This window comes from Burkholderia sp. FERM BP-3421 (assembly GCF_028657905.1).
In the GTDB taxonomy this organism is placed as follows: Bacteria; Pseudomonadota; Gammaproteobacteria; order Burkholderiales; family Burkholderiaceae; genus Burkholderia.
In genome coordinates this window covers 2677630-2692689 of sequence record NZ_CP117781.1, presented here as the reverse complement: position 1 = coordinate 2692689, position 15060 = coordinate 2677630, and the positions used below count along the sequence as shown (strand labels likewise).

Annotated in this window: 13 protein-coding genes; 11 read left to right on the top strand and 2 right to left on the bottom strand. The window is 69.5% G+C overall.

The features are described 5' to 3' along the window. Positions 1 to 101 precede the first annotated feature (101 nt). The 5 genes from Bsp3421_RS14740 (at position 102) to Bsp3421_RS14720 (ending at position 5365) form a co-directional block, all read left to right on the top strand. The gene (locus Bsp3421_RS14740) at positions 102 to 1127 is read left to right on the top strand and encodes an N-acetylmuramoyl-L-alanine amidase (RefSeq protein ID WP_273996678.1); all 1026 of its coding nucleotides are present in this window, start codon (positions 102 to 104) and stop codon (positions 1125 to 1127) included. Positions 1128 to 1367: 240 nt separating this feature from the next. Continuing rightward, the gene (locus Bsp3421_RS14735) at positions 1368 to 1790 is read left to right on the top strand and encodes a rubrerythrin family protein (protein WP_252986839.1); all 423 of its coding nucleotides are present in this window, start codon (positions 1368 to 1370) and stop codon (positions 1788 to 1790) included. 107 nt (positions 1791 to 1897) lie between these two features. Then, positions 1898 to 3235, top strand: coding sequence for a heterodisulfide reductase-related iron-sulfur binding cluster (locus Bsp3421_RS14730; RefSeq protein ID WP_273996677.1), 1338 nt, complete (start codon positions 1898 to 1900; stop codon positions 3233 to 3235). 33 nt (positions 3236 to 3268) lie between these two features. Continuing rightward, on the top strand, positions 3269 to 3850 hold the full coding sequence (locus tag Bsp3421_RS14725) for a DUF3501 family protein (RefSeq protein ID WP_273996676.1): 582 nt from the start codon (positions 3269 to 3271) through the stop codon (positions 3848 to 3850). Between the two features lie 567 nt (positions 3851 to 4417). Continuing rightward, a complete protein-coding gene (locus Bsp3421_RS14720; RefSeq protein WP_273996675.1) occupies positions 4418 to 5365 on the top strand; it encodes a transposase in 948 nt (315 codons plus the stop codon). 24 nt (positions 5366 to 5389) lie between these two features. Here Bsp3421_RS14720 and Bsp3421_RS14715 read toward each other — a convergent pair whose 3' ends face one another. Both Bsp3421_RS14715 and Bsp3421_RS14710 read right to left on the bottom strand, forming a co-directional pair. Beyond that, positions 5390 to 6928, bottom strand: a complete 1539-nt coding sequence (locus Bsp3421_RS14715) for a mannose-1-phosphate guanylyltransferase/mannose-6-phosphate isomerase (protein WP_273996674.1) — start codon at positions 6926 to 6928, stop codon at positions 5390 to 5392. A 73-nt stretch (positions 6929 to 7001) separates the two neighbouring features. Further along, positions 7002 to 7181, bottom strand: coding sequence for a hypothetical protein (locus Bsp3421_RS14710; protein WP_273996673.1), 180 nt, complete (start codon positions 7179 to 7181; stop codon positions 7002 to 7004). Positions 7182 to 7338: 157 nt separating this feature from the next. Between Bsp3421_RS14710 and Bsp3421_RS14705 the strand changes: the two genes are divergently transcribed. The 6 genes from Bsp3421_RS14705 to Bsp3421_RS14680 are packed head-to-tail and all read left to right on the top strand — an operon-like array spanning position 7339 to position 15020. Beyond that, entirely contained in the window at positions 7339 to 8715 is a 1377-nt protein-coding gene (locus tag Bsp3421_RS14705; RefSeq protein WP_273996672.1) for an undecaprenyl-phosphate glucose phosphotransferase, read from the top strand. Between the two features lie 45 nt (positions 8716 to 8760). Further along, positions 8761 to 10158, top strand: coding sequence for a UDP-glucose dehydrogenase family protein (locus Bsp3421_RS14700; protein ID WP_273996671.1), 1398 nt, complete (start codon positions 8761 to 8763; stop codon positions 10156 to 10158). A gap of 17 nt (positions 10159 to 10175) precedes the next feature. Further along, positions 10176 to 10619, top strand: a complete 444-nt coding sequence (locus Bsp3421_RS14695; RefSeq protein ID WP_273998404.1) for a low molecular weight protein-tyrosine-phosphatase — start codon at positions 10176 to 10178, stop codon at positions 10617 to 10619. Further along, positions 10598 to 11788: a polysaccharide biosynthesis/export family protein gene (locus Bsp3421_RS14690; RefSeq protein WP_273996670.1), complete on the top strand. Its 1191-nt coding sequence runs from the start codon at positions 10598 to 10600 to the stop codon at positions 11786 to 11788. Before Bsp3421_RS14695 ends, Bsp3421_RS14690 begins: the two co-directional genes overlap by 22 nt. 47 nt (positions 11789 to 11835) lie before the next feature. After that, complete coding sequence (locus tag Bsp3421_RS14685) at positions 11836 to 14061, top strand: polysaccharide biosynthesis tyrosine autokinase (RefSeq protein WP_273996669.1); 2226 nt, start codon at positions 11836 to 11838, stop codon at positions 14059 to 14061. Positions 14062 to 14096: 35 nt separating this feature from the next. Next, positions 14097 to 15020 (top strand): glycosyltransferase family 2 protein, encoded by a 924-nt coding sequence (locus tag Bsp3421_RS14680; protein WP_273996668.1) that lies wholly within the window; start codon positions 14097 to 14099, stop codon positions 15018 to 15020. Positions 15021 to 15060 lie beyond the last annotated feature (40 nt).

Genomic DNA, 15060 nt, shown 5'->3' with positions numbered 1-15060 from the left:
CGCTTCGTTGCGCACGATGGACCGGGACGGCGCCCGCGCGATCGAGGGGTCGCGCGGCGCTGATGCTCAATCAGCGGTACAGAGTCGGAAGACACACACACATGAACGAAGAACAACAGATGCACAGGGTCAACGACGGGCGGCGCGCGTTTCTCGCGCAGTCGTCGCTCGTCCCGGTAGGGATGCTGGCGCTGCCGCTCGTCGCGGCCTGCGGCAGCGACGGCGTGAAGGCGGGGCAGGACGCGAGCGGCGGCGCGGGTTATGCGATCGACACGTCGGTCCAGTCGCCGAATCAGGATTCGCGGGTGCGCACGCTGGTGCTGCACTACACCGCGCAGACGCTCGCGGATTCGCTCGCGACGCTGACCAATCCGCAGAAGCAGGTCAGCGCGCACTACCTCGTGCCGGACACGGCCGACGGCGGCGGCGGCCGCCGCTTCAAGGTGTATCAGCTGGTCGACGAAGCGCGGCGCGCGTGGCATGCGGGCGTCAGCTATTGGCAGGGCGAACGGATGCTGAACGCGAGCACCGTCGGCATCGAGACCGTGAACCTGGGCTTCCCGCCCGAGGACGAGAACGTGCCGCCGATGAACCGGCGCTGGTATCCGTATCCCGACGCCCAGGTGGCGGTGATCGGCGCGCTGGTCGCCGACGTCGTCCGCCGGCACCAGATCCCGCCGCAGAAGGTGGTGGGGCATTCGGACGTCGCGCCCGGCCGCAAGTCCGACCCGGGGCCGCTGTTTCCGTGGCGCAAGCTGTACGAGCGCTACCAGGTGGGCGCATGGCCCGAGGCGGACGCCATCGCCTACTACCAGGCCAACCGGCCGTATCGCGGCGACGTGGCGGACCTGCAGTCGAAGCTGCTCGCGTATGGCTACGATGCGCCGCAGACCGGTGTGCTCGACACCCAGACCATCGCGGTGATCTCCGCGTTCCAGATGCACTTCCGCGCGACGCGCTATGACGGCGCACCCGATGTCGAAACAGTCGCGATCCTCGATGCGCTGCTCGAAAAATACTTCAATCGCGGTCGCGCGTCGATGCAGCGTCAGGTGCTGCCCGGCGCGGGCATGCGCGACGAAGGCGAGAAGGGCGGCGACGTCTGGCCGTTGCCGTCCGCGCGCTGACGCGGCCGGCTGTCCGCCCGCGCGCGCCGCTGTCGCCCGCGCGGGCGGAGGGTTCCGGGGCCGTATCGCGGCGTCGCGAGACTATCGGCGGCATTGAAAAAGCCAATTGGGGGGCGCGCATGGCACCGCCTAGATTTAAAGGCACGATGCCGGGCGGCGCGCGCCGCGCCGCGCGCATCGTTCCCCACAAACGGTCGTCCAGCCCGGCGCGACCCGCGCCGGTATCAGACGGAGGCGTAGATGGCACAGCTCAAGGGCAGCAAAACCGAACAGAACCTGAAGGACGCATTCGCCGGTGAATCGCAGGCCAACCGGCGGTATCTGTATTTCGCGGCGAAGGCGGATGTCGAAGGGCAGAACGACGTCGCCGCGCTGTTCCGCTCCACGGCCGAAGGCGAAACCGGTCACGCGCACGGCCACCTCGAGTACCTGGAGGCCGTCGGCGATCCGGCGACCGGCCTGCCGTTCGGCACTTCGCGGCTCAATCTGCAGGCGGCGGTCGCGGGCGAGACCCACGAGTACACCGACATGTATCCGGGCATGGCGAAGGCTGCGCGCGAGGAAGGCTTCGACGAGATCGCGAACTGGTTCGAGACGCTCGCGAAGGCTGAACGCAGCCACGCGAACCGCTATACGAAGGCGCTCGACGCGCTCGTCGACTGACGCGCGCCCCGTCCTTCCGATCCGCGGAACGGGCCCCGACGTGTCGGGGCCCGTTCTCGCGCGTGCGCCGCGGCGAGGCCGCGCGCGTTACCTGAAGGAGCTGCCCCATGCCCCACAAGGAAGGCAGTCTGGAGGCCCCGATCCGGCATCCGCTCGATTGGCGCTCGGAGACGTTTTACGACCAGGACGCGATCGATGCGGAACTGACGCGCGTATTCGATATCTGCGCGGGGTGTCGACGCTGTGTGTCGCTGTGCGGCGCGTTTCCCACCCTGTTCGACCTGGTCGACGAGACCGACGGCGGGGAAGCGCACGAGGTCGCGCCGCAGGCGTTCGGCAAGGTCGTCGACCAGTGCTATCTGTGCGATCTCTGCTACATGACGAAGTGCCCGTACGTGCCGCCGCATCCGTGGAACGTCGACGTGCCGCATCTGATGCTGCGCGCGAAGGCGGCCCGCTACCGGCGCGGCGAGGTGCGGCTGCGCGATCGCCTGTTGTCGAACACCGACGCGCTCGGGCGCCTCGCCGGCATCCCGGTCGTGACGGAGACGGTCAATGCGGTCAACCGCAGCGCGCCCGCGCGCGGCGCGCTGGAGGCGACGCTCGGCGTGGACCGCGAGGCCTGGCTGCCGTCGTTCGCCCGCCATCCGTTCCGCGGCGCGGCGCGGCCGTCGCCGGTCGCGCCGCTGCGCGACGGCGAGCGCACCCCGGGGCGCGTGGCGATCTACGCAACCTGCTACGTGAACTACAACGAACCGGGCATCGGCCACGACCTGCTCGCGATCCTCGCGCACAACGACATTCCGTATGAACTGGTGCACAGCGAAGCGTGCTGCGGGATGCCGCAGCTCGAACAGGGCAACCTGGAGGGCGTCGCGCGCAAGCGGGCGCGCAACGTGCCGGTGCTCGCGCGCTATGCGCGCGAAGGCTATGCGCTGCTCGGCGCGATCCCGAGCTGCGTGCTCATGTACAAGAGCGAGCTGCCGCTGCTGTTTCCCGACGACCCGGACGTGCGCGCGGTCGCGGAGGCGTTCTGGGATCCGTTCGAGTACCTGATCGCGCGCCATCGCGACGGCCTGCTCAAGACCGACTTCCAGACGCGGCTCGGCACGGTGTCGTACCACGTGCCCTGCCATGCGCGCGTGCAGAACATCGGCCGCAAGACGGCCGACACGCTGTCGCTCGTGCCCGGCACGCGCGTGAACGTGGTCGAGCGCTGCTCCGGGCACGCGGGCACATTCGGCGTGAAGCGCGAATTCCACGCGGACGCGATGCGGATCGGCGCGCCGGTGTTCAAGGCGATGGCGTCCGACGGGCCCGATTACCTGTCGTCCGACTGCGCGCTCGCCGGCCACCATATCGCGCAGGGCATCGAGGCGGCCGACCTGCGCGACGCGCCGCTGGCCCATCCGCTCACCCTGCTGCGCAAGGCCTACGGCATCTGAGGCCGGCGCAGCCCATTTCCAGGAAATCTGCCCATGACCTTGACCCGCGACTCGCTGCTGACGCTCGAAGCCTATGCCAAGGTGCGCAAGGCCGAGCATGCGCGCCTCGTCGAATACAAGAAGCGCCGCGCGGTGACGCTGGGCGCGCATCTGCGCCTGTTGTTCGAGGACGAGACCACGATCCGCTACCAGATCCAGGAGATGCTGCACATCGAGAAGATTTTCGACGAGGCCGGCATCGCGGGCGAACTCGAGGCGTACCTGCCGCTCGTGCCGGACGGCGCCAACCTGAAGGCGACCCTGCAGATCGAATACGAGCAGGCGGAGGAGCGGCGCGCCGCGCTCGCGCGCCTGATCGGCGTCGAGGATCGGGTGTTTCTGACCGTGGATCGGGGGCCGCCCGTCTACGCGCTCGCCGACGAGGATCTGCCGCGCGAGGACGGCGAGAAGACCTCGGCCGTGCACTTCCTGCGCTTCGAACTCGACGGCGCGATGCGCGCTCGCGCCAAGGCCGGCGCGACGCTGGCCTTCGGCTGCGACCATCCGCACTACCCGGTGCCGGCGGCGCCAGTGCCCGTCGCCGTCGCGGCCGCGCTCGCCGCCGATCTTCATTAGGAATCCGTCAAAGTGTGGGATTGCGCGGCGCGGCGCGCCCGCTTTTATGCACGTATGCGCAATGATGGGATGAATGACGCCGATGCGCCGGATTCGTTATTCTTAAAATAAAACGAAACGAATTTTCCCTGAATTTACCGATTCATTGTCGTAATCGGAAAATGCTTCCGCCGTACCGGAAATGCGCACCGGAACCGGTGCGCCATTCCCATTTCGTGTGCTCGTCATGCCCGTGAATAGGGCCTCTCGGGCCGTGCTGCCACACCAACCGCACGTCATTTACTTATCTGTTGATTACAGCAGAAAACTATCTTGTTTCAGTCCGTAACATAAAGGGATTGTCATATTGAGATAAACCCTGACGGTGGTATGCTTCATGCACGGAAAATGCCAGTTACCCGGGAGACAGGGTGGGCTGCGTGATGGCCGGGAACGGCGGCACGGAGGTGCGCGCGCCGGCATGCACGGACGAACATCGACAATGTGCAACCTGGCCGCGTGCAGGGGCGGTTCGCCACCGCTGCCGCGCCGCCAATCGCAGCCCGGCCTGGCTGCGTGGAGAATGCTATGTCCTTCGATGAGCTAAGCGATGAGGAATGGGATCGCTTGTCGGCGTTGATCCCCGAGGAGCCGATCCGGCTGAACCGGCGCGGCCGACCTCGCGCCGAATGCCGGGTGGTCGCGAACGCGGTGCTGTGGATCCTGACCACGGGCGAGCCGTGGTCGAAGCTGCCGGGGCGCTATCCGTCTGGACCGACGTGCCGAAGGCGCTTCGAGGAGTGGCTTGCGAGCGGCACGCTCGGCGAGATGATTCATTGGCTATCCGAACAGAGCGGCCGCGCGTTCGCCTATGTACCGCCCCCGCCCGAGCCCGTCGCCGCCGTCGCGCACCCGATCGAACCCGCGCCCGAATGCGACCGCTTGCGCGGCGTGTTCTGGCAGAACCCCGAGTCGTGGCGGTTGCCGGCCGGGCGTGACGAGGGCTGGTATGACGGCGGTTTCGGCGCGCTGGCGTCGCGCGAGGCGCGCGTGTTCGAGGTGCCGGGCGCGCCTGTGCACGACGAGCGTGCGCGCGTGCATGCCGGCTCGGTCAGTTTCGCGACCATCGCGCCGCAGACCGAAGCCTATCGCGGCTACACGATCCACGGCATCGCGCAGCCGGTGCAGAACCTCATGTTTCGCGCGTGGGCCGAGATCATGCAGGACGAGCGGCGCGTCGAGCGCTCGGGCCTGATCGGCCCGCGTTTCACCGATGCGGAGTCGGCCGAGCAATACGCGCTCGATTGGGCGCGGCAATGGATCGAGCAGCACGGCGCGGCCGACGCGCCCGCCGTGCGGCGTCCGGCATCCGGCGCAACGGGCGGCGTGCCGACGCTCGCCGTGCTGGCGGCGGACGCGTCGGAGGGCGCGGACGCGGACGTGCCGCGCTTCGCGGCCGAACACCGCTCCGCGCGCGCGGACAGCGGTGACGGCGCGACGCCGGCCGCCGAGCACTACGCATACCGCGTCGGCTGAGTCGCGCGGAAGGACGGGGCGGCGTCAGGGTCGCCCGTAGTGATCCTCGAAGCGCACGATGTCGTCCTCGCCGAGATACGCGCCCGACTGCACCTCGATCAGTTCCAATGGCAGCTTGCCGGGATTCTCCAGCCGGTGCGTGACGCCGAGCGGAATATAGGTCGACTCGTTTTCCGACAGCAGGAAGGTATCGTCGCCGCGCGTGATGCGGGCCGTGCCGCGCACGACGATCCAGTGCTCCGCGCGGTGATGGTGCATCTGCAACGACAGCCGCGCGCCCGGCTGCACGACGATGCGCTTGACCTGGAAGCGCTCCCCCGAGTCGATCGAATCGTAGTGCCCCCACGGCCGATGCACCTTGCGATGCTCGGCCGCCGCCGGGTCGCGCGTCGCCTTGAGGCGGCCGACGATCTGTCTGACGTCCTGCACGCGCGCGCGGTCCGCGACCAGGAGCGCATCCGGTGTCTCGACGATCACGAGGTCGCGCGTGCCCACGCAGGCGATCAGTCGGCCGTCCGAATGCGCATAGGTGTCGCTCGCGCCTTCGAACAGGACGCGCCCGCGCGCGACGTTGCCCGCCTCGTCCTTGAGCGAGATCTGCCACAGCGCATCCCACGAGCCGACGTCGGACCAGCCCGCGTCGAGCGGCACCGCGACCGCCTCGCACGGCGCGGGCGGCGTCGACAGCGGTTCCATCACCGCGTAGTCGATCGAGTTGGCCGGTGTGGCCGCGAAGCTGTCGGGATCGACCCGGAAAAACGGGCCGTCGTCGCGCCCGAGCGCGAGCGCGCGGGCGCAGGCATCGTGGATCGCCGGCTGGTAATGCCGCAGAGTCTTCAGCCACACCGACGCGCGCATGATGAAAATACCGCTGTTCCACCAGTATTCGCCCGACGCGATGTACTGGCGCGCCAGCTCGATGTGCGGTTTCTCGACGAAGCGTTCGAGACGCCGCACCTCGAGGTCGGGCGCGGCGGTGGCCGCGGCGGTATCGACCGCCGCGGTATCGACCGCCTCGCCGATGCGCAGGTAGCCGTAGCCGGTTTCCGCGCGGGTCGGCACGATGCCCAACGTCGCGATGCGGCCGCGCGCCGCGTGTTCGACGCCGGCCGCGAGCGCGGCCTGGAAACGCGCCGGATCCGCGATCGCATGATCGGCGGGCATCACGGCGAGCACGGGGTCCTCGCCCGCGGCGGTCGCGCGCAGCGCAGCGAGCGTCAGCGCGGGCGCGGTGTCGCGCCCGACGGGTTCGAGCAGGATCGTCGCGCGCGCGCCGGCGACGCGCAGCTGCTCGGCGGTGGTGAAGCGATGCGCCTCGCCGCAGACGATGAGCAGTTCGTCGGCGATCGGGCACGCGGACGCGAAGCCGTCGAGGCGGCGGGTGGTCGCCTGCAGCAGCGAATCGTCGCCGAGCAGTCCGATCAGCTGCTTCGGATGATGCTCGCGCGACATCGGCCAGAGCCGCGTGCCCGCGCCCCCCGCGAGCACGACGAGCTGGAGCGTCGGCTGTTGCGCGGCGTGGGCGTCGGGTGCGGCGCTTGCGGCGATGGTCGTGGCATTCATGATCGCACTCCTCGATGACAGGGCGGTGCGCATCGTTGTAGCACGACGTTATTCGACAATTAATGCGCGCGGCTCATGCCGTTTCGCATTCGAAACAATGCAGGCCATGGTTGACGCCCGGCGCATCGGCGTCTGAATAAATAAATGAAAAATTATTCGTGCCGGAAGTCTCGTTCGCCTTGACTGGCAAGCGGCCGAGCGCACGGAATGATTGTTTCGAAATCCTATGGGATGGGCCGATGAGGAAAATCATGCCGGGCTTCGCCGACGCCGGAATGGGAAAATTTGCCGATTAATTTTAGAAATACTTGTGCGCTTGCAGCAGGAATTTTATTGCCGGTTCAATAACGTCATTCAGGAACGAGCGCGGCGCCGGTGCGTCTCGTTCACGATTCGACGAGGAAACGATCATGTTGAGCGTGCTGGCCAGGTTGATCGATATCGCGATGGCTGTGGCCGGCGCCTGGCTGGCCGTCATGCTGCGCGACGGTCGCCTGGCGTGGCTCGACGAATTGCAGCGCACCCTGGTGCTGTTCAACTGTGTGCTGATCGTGGTGCTGTTCCCCGCCTTCGGCATTTATCAGTCATGGCGCGGCAAGCCGGTGTCGGGGCTGTTGTGGCGCGTCGCGCTGGCCTGGCTGTGCGTCGAGGGCGCCGGCATCCTGATGAGCTTCGGCTTCCATCACGCGGGCGACCTCTCGCGGCTCTGGCTCGGCTGCTGGGCGATCGTGACGATCGTCCTGCTGGTCGCGTCGAAGAGCGTGGTGCACGCGGTGCTGCGCCGCCTGCGCCGTGAAGGCTTCAACCACAAGCGGGTGGCGATCGCGGGCGGCACGCCCGCGACGAAGCGCCTGATCGGCCAGATGCGCGCGCGGCCCGAAGCGGGCTTCAGCCCGGCCTGCGTGTACGACGAGCGCGGCGACGCCCCGCACGCGCGGCTCGACGGCGTGCCGGTGGAACGGAGCTTCGCGGAACTCGTGCGGCTCGTGCGCGGCCGCGAGATCCGCGAGCTGTGGCTCGCGCTGCCGATGTCCGAGGAGCCGCAGATCCACCGGATCGTCACTGAGTTCCGGCACGACTTCGTCAACATCCGCTTCATTCCGGACGTGCGCAGCCTGTCGTTCTTCAACCAGGAGGTCGTCGAGCTGCTCGGCGTGCCGGCCATCAATCTCGCCGCCTCGCCGATCACCGACGTGCGGATCCTGCCGAAGTTCGTGTTCGACCGCCTGTTCGCGCTCGCGGCGCTCGCGGCGCTCGCGCCCGCGATGCTGCTGATCGCGCTGCTCGTCAAGCTGACCTCGCCCGGCCCGGTGTTGTTCCGCCAGCGGCGCAAGGGCATCGACGGCAACGAGTTCGAGATCTACAAGTTCCGCTCGATGCGCGTGCATCGCGAGACGCCCGGGCGCGTGACCCAGGCCACGCGCCACGACGCGCGCATCACGACCTTCGGGCGCTTCCTGCGCCGCACGAGCCTCGACGAGCTGCCGCAGTTCATCAACGTGCTGAAAGGCGAGATGTCGGTGGTCGGCCCGCGTCCGCACGCGCTGGAGCACGACGACATCTACAAGGATCTCGTGAAGGGCTACATGTTCCGCTACCGGATCAAGCCCGGCATCACCGGCTGGGCGCAGATCAACGGCTTTCGCGGCGAGACCGACCGCATCGAGAAGATGATGGGGCGCGTGAAGCTCGACCTGTACTACATGCAGCACTGGTCGTTCTGGCTCGACATCAAGATCGTCGCGCTGACGCTGTGGAAAGGCTTCACCGGCAGCAACGCGTATTGAGCGCCGCGGCGCGGCATCCGTATCACCGGGCAGGAGGTCCGACACATGAACCTGACTATCATCGGCAGCGGCTACGTGGGGCTCGTCACGGGCGCATGCCTCGCGGACATCGGGCACGACGTGCTGTGCCTCGACGTCGACGACGCGAAGATCCGCGTGCTGAACGACGGCGGCGTGCCGATCCACGAGCCGGGCCTGCGCGAGGTGATCGCCCGCAATCGCGCGGCCGGGCGGCTGCGTTTCTCGACCGACGCCAAGGCGGCGGTCGCGCACGGCGAAGTGCAGTTCATCGCGGTCGGCACGCCGCCCGACGAGGACGGCTCCGCCGACCTGCGCCACGTGCTCGCGGCGGCGCGCGCGATCGGCCGGCACATGCGCGGCTTCAAGGTGATCGTCGACAAGTCGACGGTGCCGGTCGGCACCGCGCTGCGCGTGCGCGAGGCGATCGCGGACGAGATGCGCGCGCGCGGCGTCGAGACGATGTTCTCGGTCGTCTCGAATCCCGAGTTCCTGAAGGAGGGCGCGGCGATCGACGATTTCACGCGGCCCGACCGGATCGTGATCGGCTGTGACGACGACGTGCCCGGCGAACGCGCGCGCGCGCTGATGAAGACGCTGTACGCGCCGTTCAATCGCAATCACGAACGCACGCTGTACATGGACGTGCGCTCCGCCGAGTTCACCAAGTACGCGGCGAACGCGATGCTGGCGACGCGGATCTCCTTCATGAACGAACTCGCGAACTTCGCGGACCGCTGCGGCGCGGACATCGAGGCGGTGCGGCGCGGCATCGGCGCGGATCCGCGCATCGGCTACCACTTCCTGTACGCGGGCTGCGGCTACGGCGGCTCGTGCTTTCCGAAGGACGTCGACGCGCTCGCGCGCGCGGCCGCCGAGGCGGGCGAACCGCTGCGGATTCTCGAAGCGGTGGCCGGGGTCAATGTCGCGCAGAAGCAGGTGCTCGCGCGCAAGATCGTCGCGCGCTTCGGCGCGGACCTGAGCGGCCGTCGCTTCGGCGTATGGGGGCTCGCGTTCAAGCCGGAGACCGACGACATGCGCGAGGCGCCGAGCCGTGCGCTGATCGCGGCGCTGCTCGCGCGCGGGGCGCGCATCGTCGCCTACGATCCGGTCGCGCGCGCCGAGGCGGCGCGCGTGTTCGCGCGCGATCTGCGCGACCATCCGGAGCGGCTCGCGCGCCTCGCGTTCGCCGACGATGCGCTGAGCGCCGTGCGCGACGCGGATGCGCTCGTGATCGTCACCGAGTGGGCGGCGTTCAAGAGCCCGGATTTCGCCGCGCTCGACGCGCGCTGGCGGCAGCCGGTGATCTTCGACGGCCGCAACCTGTACGAGCCGCTCGCGATGCGCGAGCTGGGCATCGAGTATCACCCGATCGGCCGGCCGGGTGCGCGCGTCGCGCCGCCCGTCGCGCCGGCGGTCGCATGACGGCCGCGCCCGTGCCGATGTTCCGCAACGTGCTGATCGTCTGCCACGCGAACGTATGCCGCAGCCCGGTCGCGGAGCTGCTGTTCCGCACGTTCGCCGCGCGCGCCGGCGAGCGCGCGCGGCTGTTTCATTCCGCCGGGATCGGCGCGAACGACGGTGATGCGCTCGACCCCATGATGGCGCGCCTGCTTGCCGAGCGCGGTGTCGACGGCTCCACGCATCGCTCGCGGCGCGTGAGCCGCGCGCTCGTGCGCGACGCCGACCTGGTGCTCGCGAACGAGCGTGCGCAGTGCGCGGCGCTCGAGGCGCTCGACCCGTGCGCGCGCGGCAAGGTGCACCTGCTCGGCAAGTGGGAGCGCGCCGAGATCGCCGATCCGTACGGCGGCCCCGAGGCCGACTACCGCGCGCGCTACCTGCAGATCGAACGACTGGTTCAAGGATGGTTGCCCAGGATATGCTGATTCGTTCGTCCGTTTCCCGTCTCGCGGCGCTCGCGGCCGCGGCGCTGCTGTCCGCGTGCGCGACCGCGCCCGGCAACCATCTCGACACCTCGCGCTTGCGCGACGACGACGCGGCGCCGACCGCGCAGTATCCGGTGCATCTGATCGACGCCCGGCTGATCGTCGCGCAGGCGGATGCGCAGCGCACCGCGCGGCCCGTGCCCGCCGACCGTTTCGCGGACCCCTCGCAGTACGTGTACCGGATCGCGCCGCAGGACATCCTCGGCGTCACGGTGTGGGACCACCCGGAGCTGACCACGCCGCAGGGCCAGTCGTTCTCGAGCGGCGGCAACACCACGCAGACGGTCGCGGGCGCGCTGCAGCAGCCCTACACGAACGCGCTGCCGGGGCAGGCCGACCCCTACGGCCAGACCGTGAACGCGGACGGCACGATCTTCTTCCCGTTCGTCGGCCGGTTGCGCGCGGTGGGCAGGACGGTCGAGGAACTGCGCGACGAACTGGCGGCGAAGCTCGCGCACTATGTGAAGCAGCCGCAGATCGACGTGCGGGTGCTGTCCTACCGCAGCCAGAAGGTGCAGGTGACGGGCGAGGTGCGCACGCCGGGGCCGCTCGCGATCACGGATGTGCCGCTGAGGCTCGTCGATGCGATCACGCGCTCGGGCGGCTCGACCACCGAGGCCGACTTGCAGCGCGTGCGGCTCACGCGCGAGGGCCGCTTCTACCAGCTCGACGCGAACGGCGTGCTCGATCGCGGCGAGATCGACCAGAACGTGATGCTGCAGGCGGGCGACATCGTCAACGTGCCGGATCGCAGCGACAGCCGCGTATTCGTGATGGGCGAGGTGAAGACGCCGGCGACCGTGCCGATGCTCAGGGGGCGGCTGACGATCGCGGATGCCCTGACGGCCGGCGGCGGCCTGCTCGATACCGATGCGAATCCGCGCCAGATCTACGTGCTGCGCGACCTGCCGGCGCAGGGCGGCACGCCCGACATCTTCCGGCTCGACATGACGCAGCCCGACGCGCTGATGTTGTCGAGCCGCTTCCAGCTGCAGCCGCTCGACGTGGTGTATGTCGGCACCGCCGCATCGGTGCAGTTCAACCGGATCCTGCAGCAGGTGTTCCCGACGATCCAGTCGATCTACTACATGAAGCAGATCACGCGCTGAGCGGGCCGGGCCGGCCGGCCCGACCCGCCCCAACCGAGGCGGAATGCATGGTGAATACGCAGGCGAAACATCCGTACGCGGACCTCGCGACGACGACGGAGGAAGAGGACGTCGTGCTCGGCCGGCTGATCCAGGTGATCCTCGACGACATCTGGCTGCTGCTCGCGATCGCGGCGACCGTGATCGCGCTCGCGGCGCTGTACTGCTATATCGCGAAGCCGGTCTACTCGGCGGACGCGCACGTGCGGGTCGAGGCGGGCGACAACACCTCGCAGGCGCTCACGCAGACCCAGACCGGCGCGGTGATCAACAGCGGCCCGCCGACGCCCGCGACCGACGCGGAGATCGAGATCATCAAGAGCCGCGGCGTGGTGGGGCCGGTTGTCGAGCAGTGCAAGCTCAACTTCTCGGTGACGCCGAGAAGCATGCCGCTGCTCGGCGGCATCGCCGCGCGGCTCGCGACGCCGGGCCGCCCCGCGCGGCCCTGGCTCGGGCTCGGCGCGTACGCCTGGGGCGGCGAGCTGGCCAGCATCGACGCGATCGAGGTGACGCAGGCGCTCGAAGGCCAGCCGCTGACCCTGACGGCGGGCGCCGGGGGCGACTACGCGCTCGCCACGGCCGACGGCGCGCCGCTGCTGCGCGGGCGGGTCGGCGAGCGCGCGGAAGGTGGCGGCGTGGCGCTGACGGTCGGCCAGCTGGTCGCGCGGCCCGGCACGCAATTCATCGTGGTGCGGCAGAACGATCTCGATGCGATCACCGCGTTCCAGTCGGCGATCCAGGTGACCGAGCAGGGCAAGCAGACCGGCGTGATCCAGATCTCGCTCGAAGGGCGCGATCCGGACCAGACCGCGCAGATCGCCAACGCGCTCGCGCAGTCCTACCTGCACCAGCACGTGACGAGCAAGCAGGCCGAGGCGACCAAGATGCTCGACTTCCTCAGGAGCGAGGAGCCGCGCCTGAAGTCGGACCTGGAGCGCGCGGAGGCGGCGCTGACCGAGTACCAGCGCACCTCGGGCTCGATCAATGCGAGCGACGAAGCGAAGGTGTACCTGGAAGGCAGCGTGCAGTACGAGCAGCAGATCGCCGCGCAGCGCCTGCAGCTCGCCTCGCTCGCGCAGCGCTTCACCGAGGCGCATCCGCTCGTGCTGGCCGCGCGCGAGCAGCTCGCGCAGCTCGAGGCGGAGCAGCGCAAGTTCAGCGATCGCTTTCGCGGGCTGCCGGCGACCGAGGTGAAGGCGGTGGCGCTGCAGCGCAACGCGAAGGTCGCGGAAGACATTTACGTACTGCTGCTGAACCGCGTGCAGGAATTGTCGGTGCAGAAGGCGGGCACGGGCGGCAACATCCGGCTGGTCGACGCGGCGCTGCGGCCCGGCGCGCCGGTGAAGCCGAAGAAGGTGCTGATCCTGTCGGCGGCGGTGCTGCTCGGGTTGATTCTCGGCACCGGCGTGGTGTTCCTGCGCCGCAACCTGTTTCATGGCATCGAGGATCCGGAGCGCGTCGAGCGCGCGTTCAATCTGCCCTTGTACGGGCTCGTGCCGCTCAGCGCCGAGCAGGCGCGGCTCGATGCGGGGGCGGACAAGAGCGGCGCGCGCATCCGGCCGATCCTCGCGTGCATGCGGCCGAAGGACCTGAGCGTCGAGAGCCTGCGCAGCTTGCGCACCGCGCTGCAATTCGCGCTGATGGACGCGAAGAATCGCGTGATGGTGTTGACCGGGCCGACGCCGGGCATCGGCAAGAGCTTTCTCGCGGTGAATCTCGCCGCGCTGCTCGCGCACTCGGGCAAGCGGGTGCTGCTGATCGATGCCGACATGCGGCGCGGCTCGCTCGAATGCTACTTCGAGACGCGCGGCGGCGTGGGGCTCTCCGAACTGCTGAGCGACCAGGCGCCGCTCGAGGACGCGATCCGCGACACGCCGGTGCAGGGGTTGTCCTTCATCGCGGCGGGCGCCCGGCCGCCGAATCCGTCGGAGCTGCTGATGTCGCCGCGCGTCGTGCAATACCTGGACGGCCTCAGCAATCGCTACGACATGGTGATCGTCGATTCGCCGCCGATCCTCGCGGTGACCGACGCGACGCTGCTCGGCGAACTGGCCGGCTCGACCTTCCTGGTGTTGCGCTCGGGCATGCACACCGAGGGCGAGATCGGCGATGCGATCAAGCGTCTGCGGACGGCGGGCGTGCAACTGCAAGGCGGAATCTTCAACGGCGTGCCGCCGCGCGCGCGCGGCTACGGGCGCGGTTATGCATCCGTCCACGAATACCTGAATGCGTGACGCGCGCGCGTCCGCGACCGACGAGAGACCCTGCGATGAACATCTCCGTGCTCGTGCCGACCTACCGGCGTCCCGACGACCTCGCGCGCTGCCTCGCCGCGCTTGCGCGGCAGCGGCGCGCGCCCGACGAAGTGATCGTCGTCGCGCGCCGCGACGATGCGGCGACCCACGCGCGGCTCGCCGATCCGGCGGTGCGCGGCGGGTTGACGCTGCGGGTCGCCGCGGTCGATGCGCCGGGGCAGGTCGCGGCGCTCAATCGCGGACTGGAGGCCGCGCGGGGTGATGTGATCGCGATCACCGACGACGACGCCGCGCCGCGCGCGGACTGGCTCGCGCGCATCGCGGCGGCGTTCGGCGCGGACCCCGCGCTCGGCGCGCTCGGCGGGCGCGACTGGGTGCACGAGAAGGGCCGCCTGCTGGATGCGGCGCGGCCGCTGGTCGGCCGCCTGCGGGCGAGCGGCAGGATCGTCGGCAACCATCACCTCGGCGTGGGCGGCGCGCGCGAGGTCGACCTGCTCAAGGGCGCGAACATGAGCTACCGGCGCGCGGCGATCGCGGGCCTGCGCTTCGATACGCGGCTGCGCGGCGCGGGCGCGCAGCCGCACAACGATCTCGCGTTCAGCCTCGGCGTGAAGCGCGCGGGCTGGAAGCTCGTCTACGACCCGGCCGTCGCGGTCGACCACTATCCGGCCGAACGCTTCGACGACGACGGCCGCGACGCGGCCTCGCTCGATGCCGTCAGCAACGCCGCATACAACCTGCACCTGGTCCTGCGCGAACATCTGCCGCCGCTGCGGCGCGAGGCGGCGTGGTGGTGGTACGCGCTCGTCGGCACGCGCGTCTATCCGGGGGTGGCCCACCTGATGCTGGGCGCGCTGTCGGCGCGGCGCGCGCGCCGGCATGCGCACTGGCGCGCGGTGCGCGCGGGGGCGCGGGCCGCGCGCGCGGCGGCGGCTTGAGGAGGCGGCGCGATGCGCGCGCGTCGGCAATGCGTTGCAA

Coding starts and splice junctions, on each gene's coding strand:
- Bsp3421_RS14740 (WP_273996678.1), top strand. CDS start 102: ATGAACGAAGAACAACAGATGCACAGGGTCAACGACGGGCGGCGCGCG.
- Bsp3421_RS14735 (WP_252986839.1), top strand. CDS start 1,368: ATGGCACAGCTCAAGGGCAGCAAAACCGAACAGAACCTGAAGGACGCA.
- Bsp3421_RS14730 (WP_273996677.1), top strand. CDS start 1,898: ATGCCCCACAAGGAAGGCAGTCTGGAGGCCCCGATCCGGCATCCGCTC.
- Bsp3421_RS14725 (WP_273996676.1), top strand. CDS start 3,269: ATGACCTTGACCCGCGACTCGCTGCTGACGCTCGAAGCCTATGCCAAG.
- Bsp3421_RS14720 (WP_273996675.1), top strand. CDS start 4,418: ATGTCCTTCGATGAGCTAAGCGATGAGGAATGGGATCGCTTGTCGGCG.
- Bsp3421_RS14715 (WP_273996674.1), bottom strand. CDS start 6,928: ATGAATGCCACGACCATCGCCGCAAGCGCCGCACCCGACGCCCACGCC.
- Bsp3421_RS14710 (WP_273996673.1), bottom strand. CDS start 7,181: ATGATTTTCCTCATCGGCCCATCCCATAGGATTTCGAAACAATCATTC.
- Bsp3421_RS14705 (WP_273996672.1), top strand. CDS start 7,339: ATGTTGAGCGTGCTGGCCAGGTTGATCGATATCGCGATGGCTGTGGCC.
- Bsp3421_RS14700 (WP_273996671.1), top strand. CDS start 8,761: ATGAACCTGACTATCATCGGCAGCGGCTACGTGGGGCTCGTCACGGGC.
- Bsp3421_RS14695 (WP_273998404.1), top strand. CDS start 10,176: ATGTTCCGCAACGTGCTGATCGTCTGCCACGCGAACGTATGCCGCAGC.
- Bsp3421_RS14690 (WP_273996670.1), top strand. CDS start 10,598: ATGGTTGCCCAGGATATGCTGATTCGTTCGTCCGTTTCCCGTCTCGCG.
- Bsp3421_RS14685 (WP_273996669.1), top strand. CDS start 11,836: ATGGTGAATACGCAGGCGAAACATCCGTACGCGGACCTCGCGACGACG.
- Bsp3421_RS14680 (WP_273996668.1), top strand. CDS start 14,097: ATGAACATCTCCGTGCTCGTGCCGACCTACCGGCGTCCCGACGACCTC.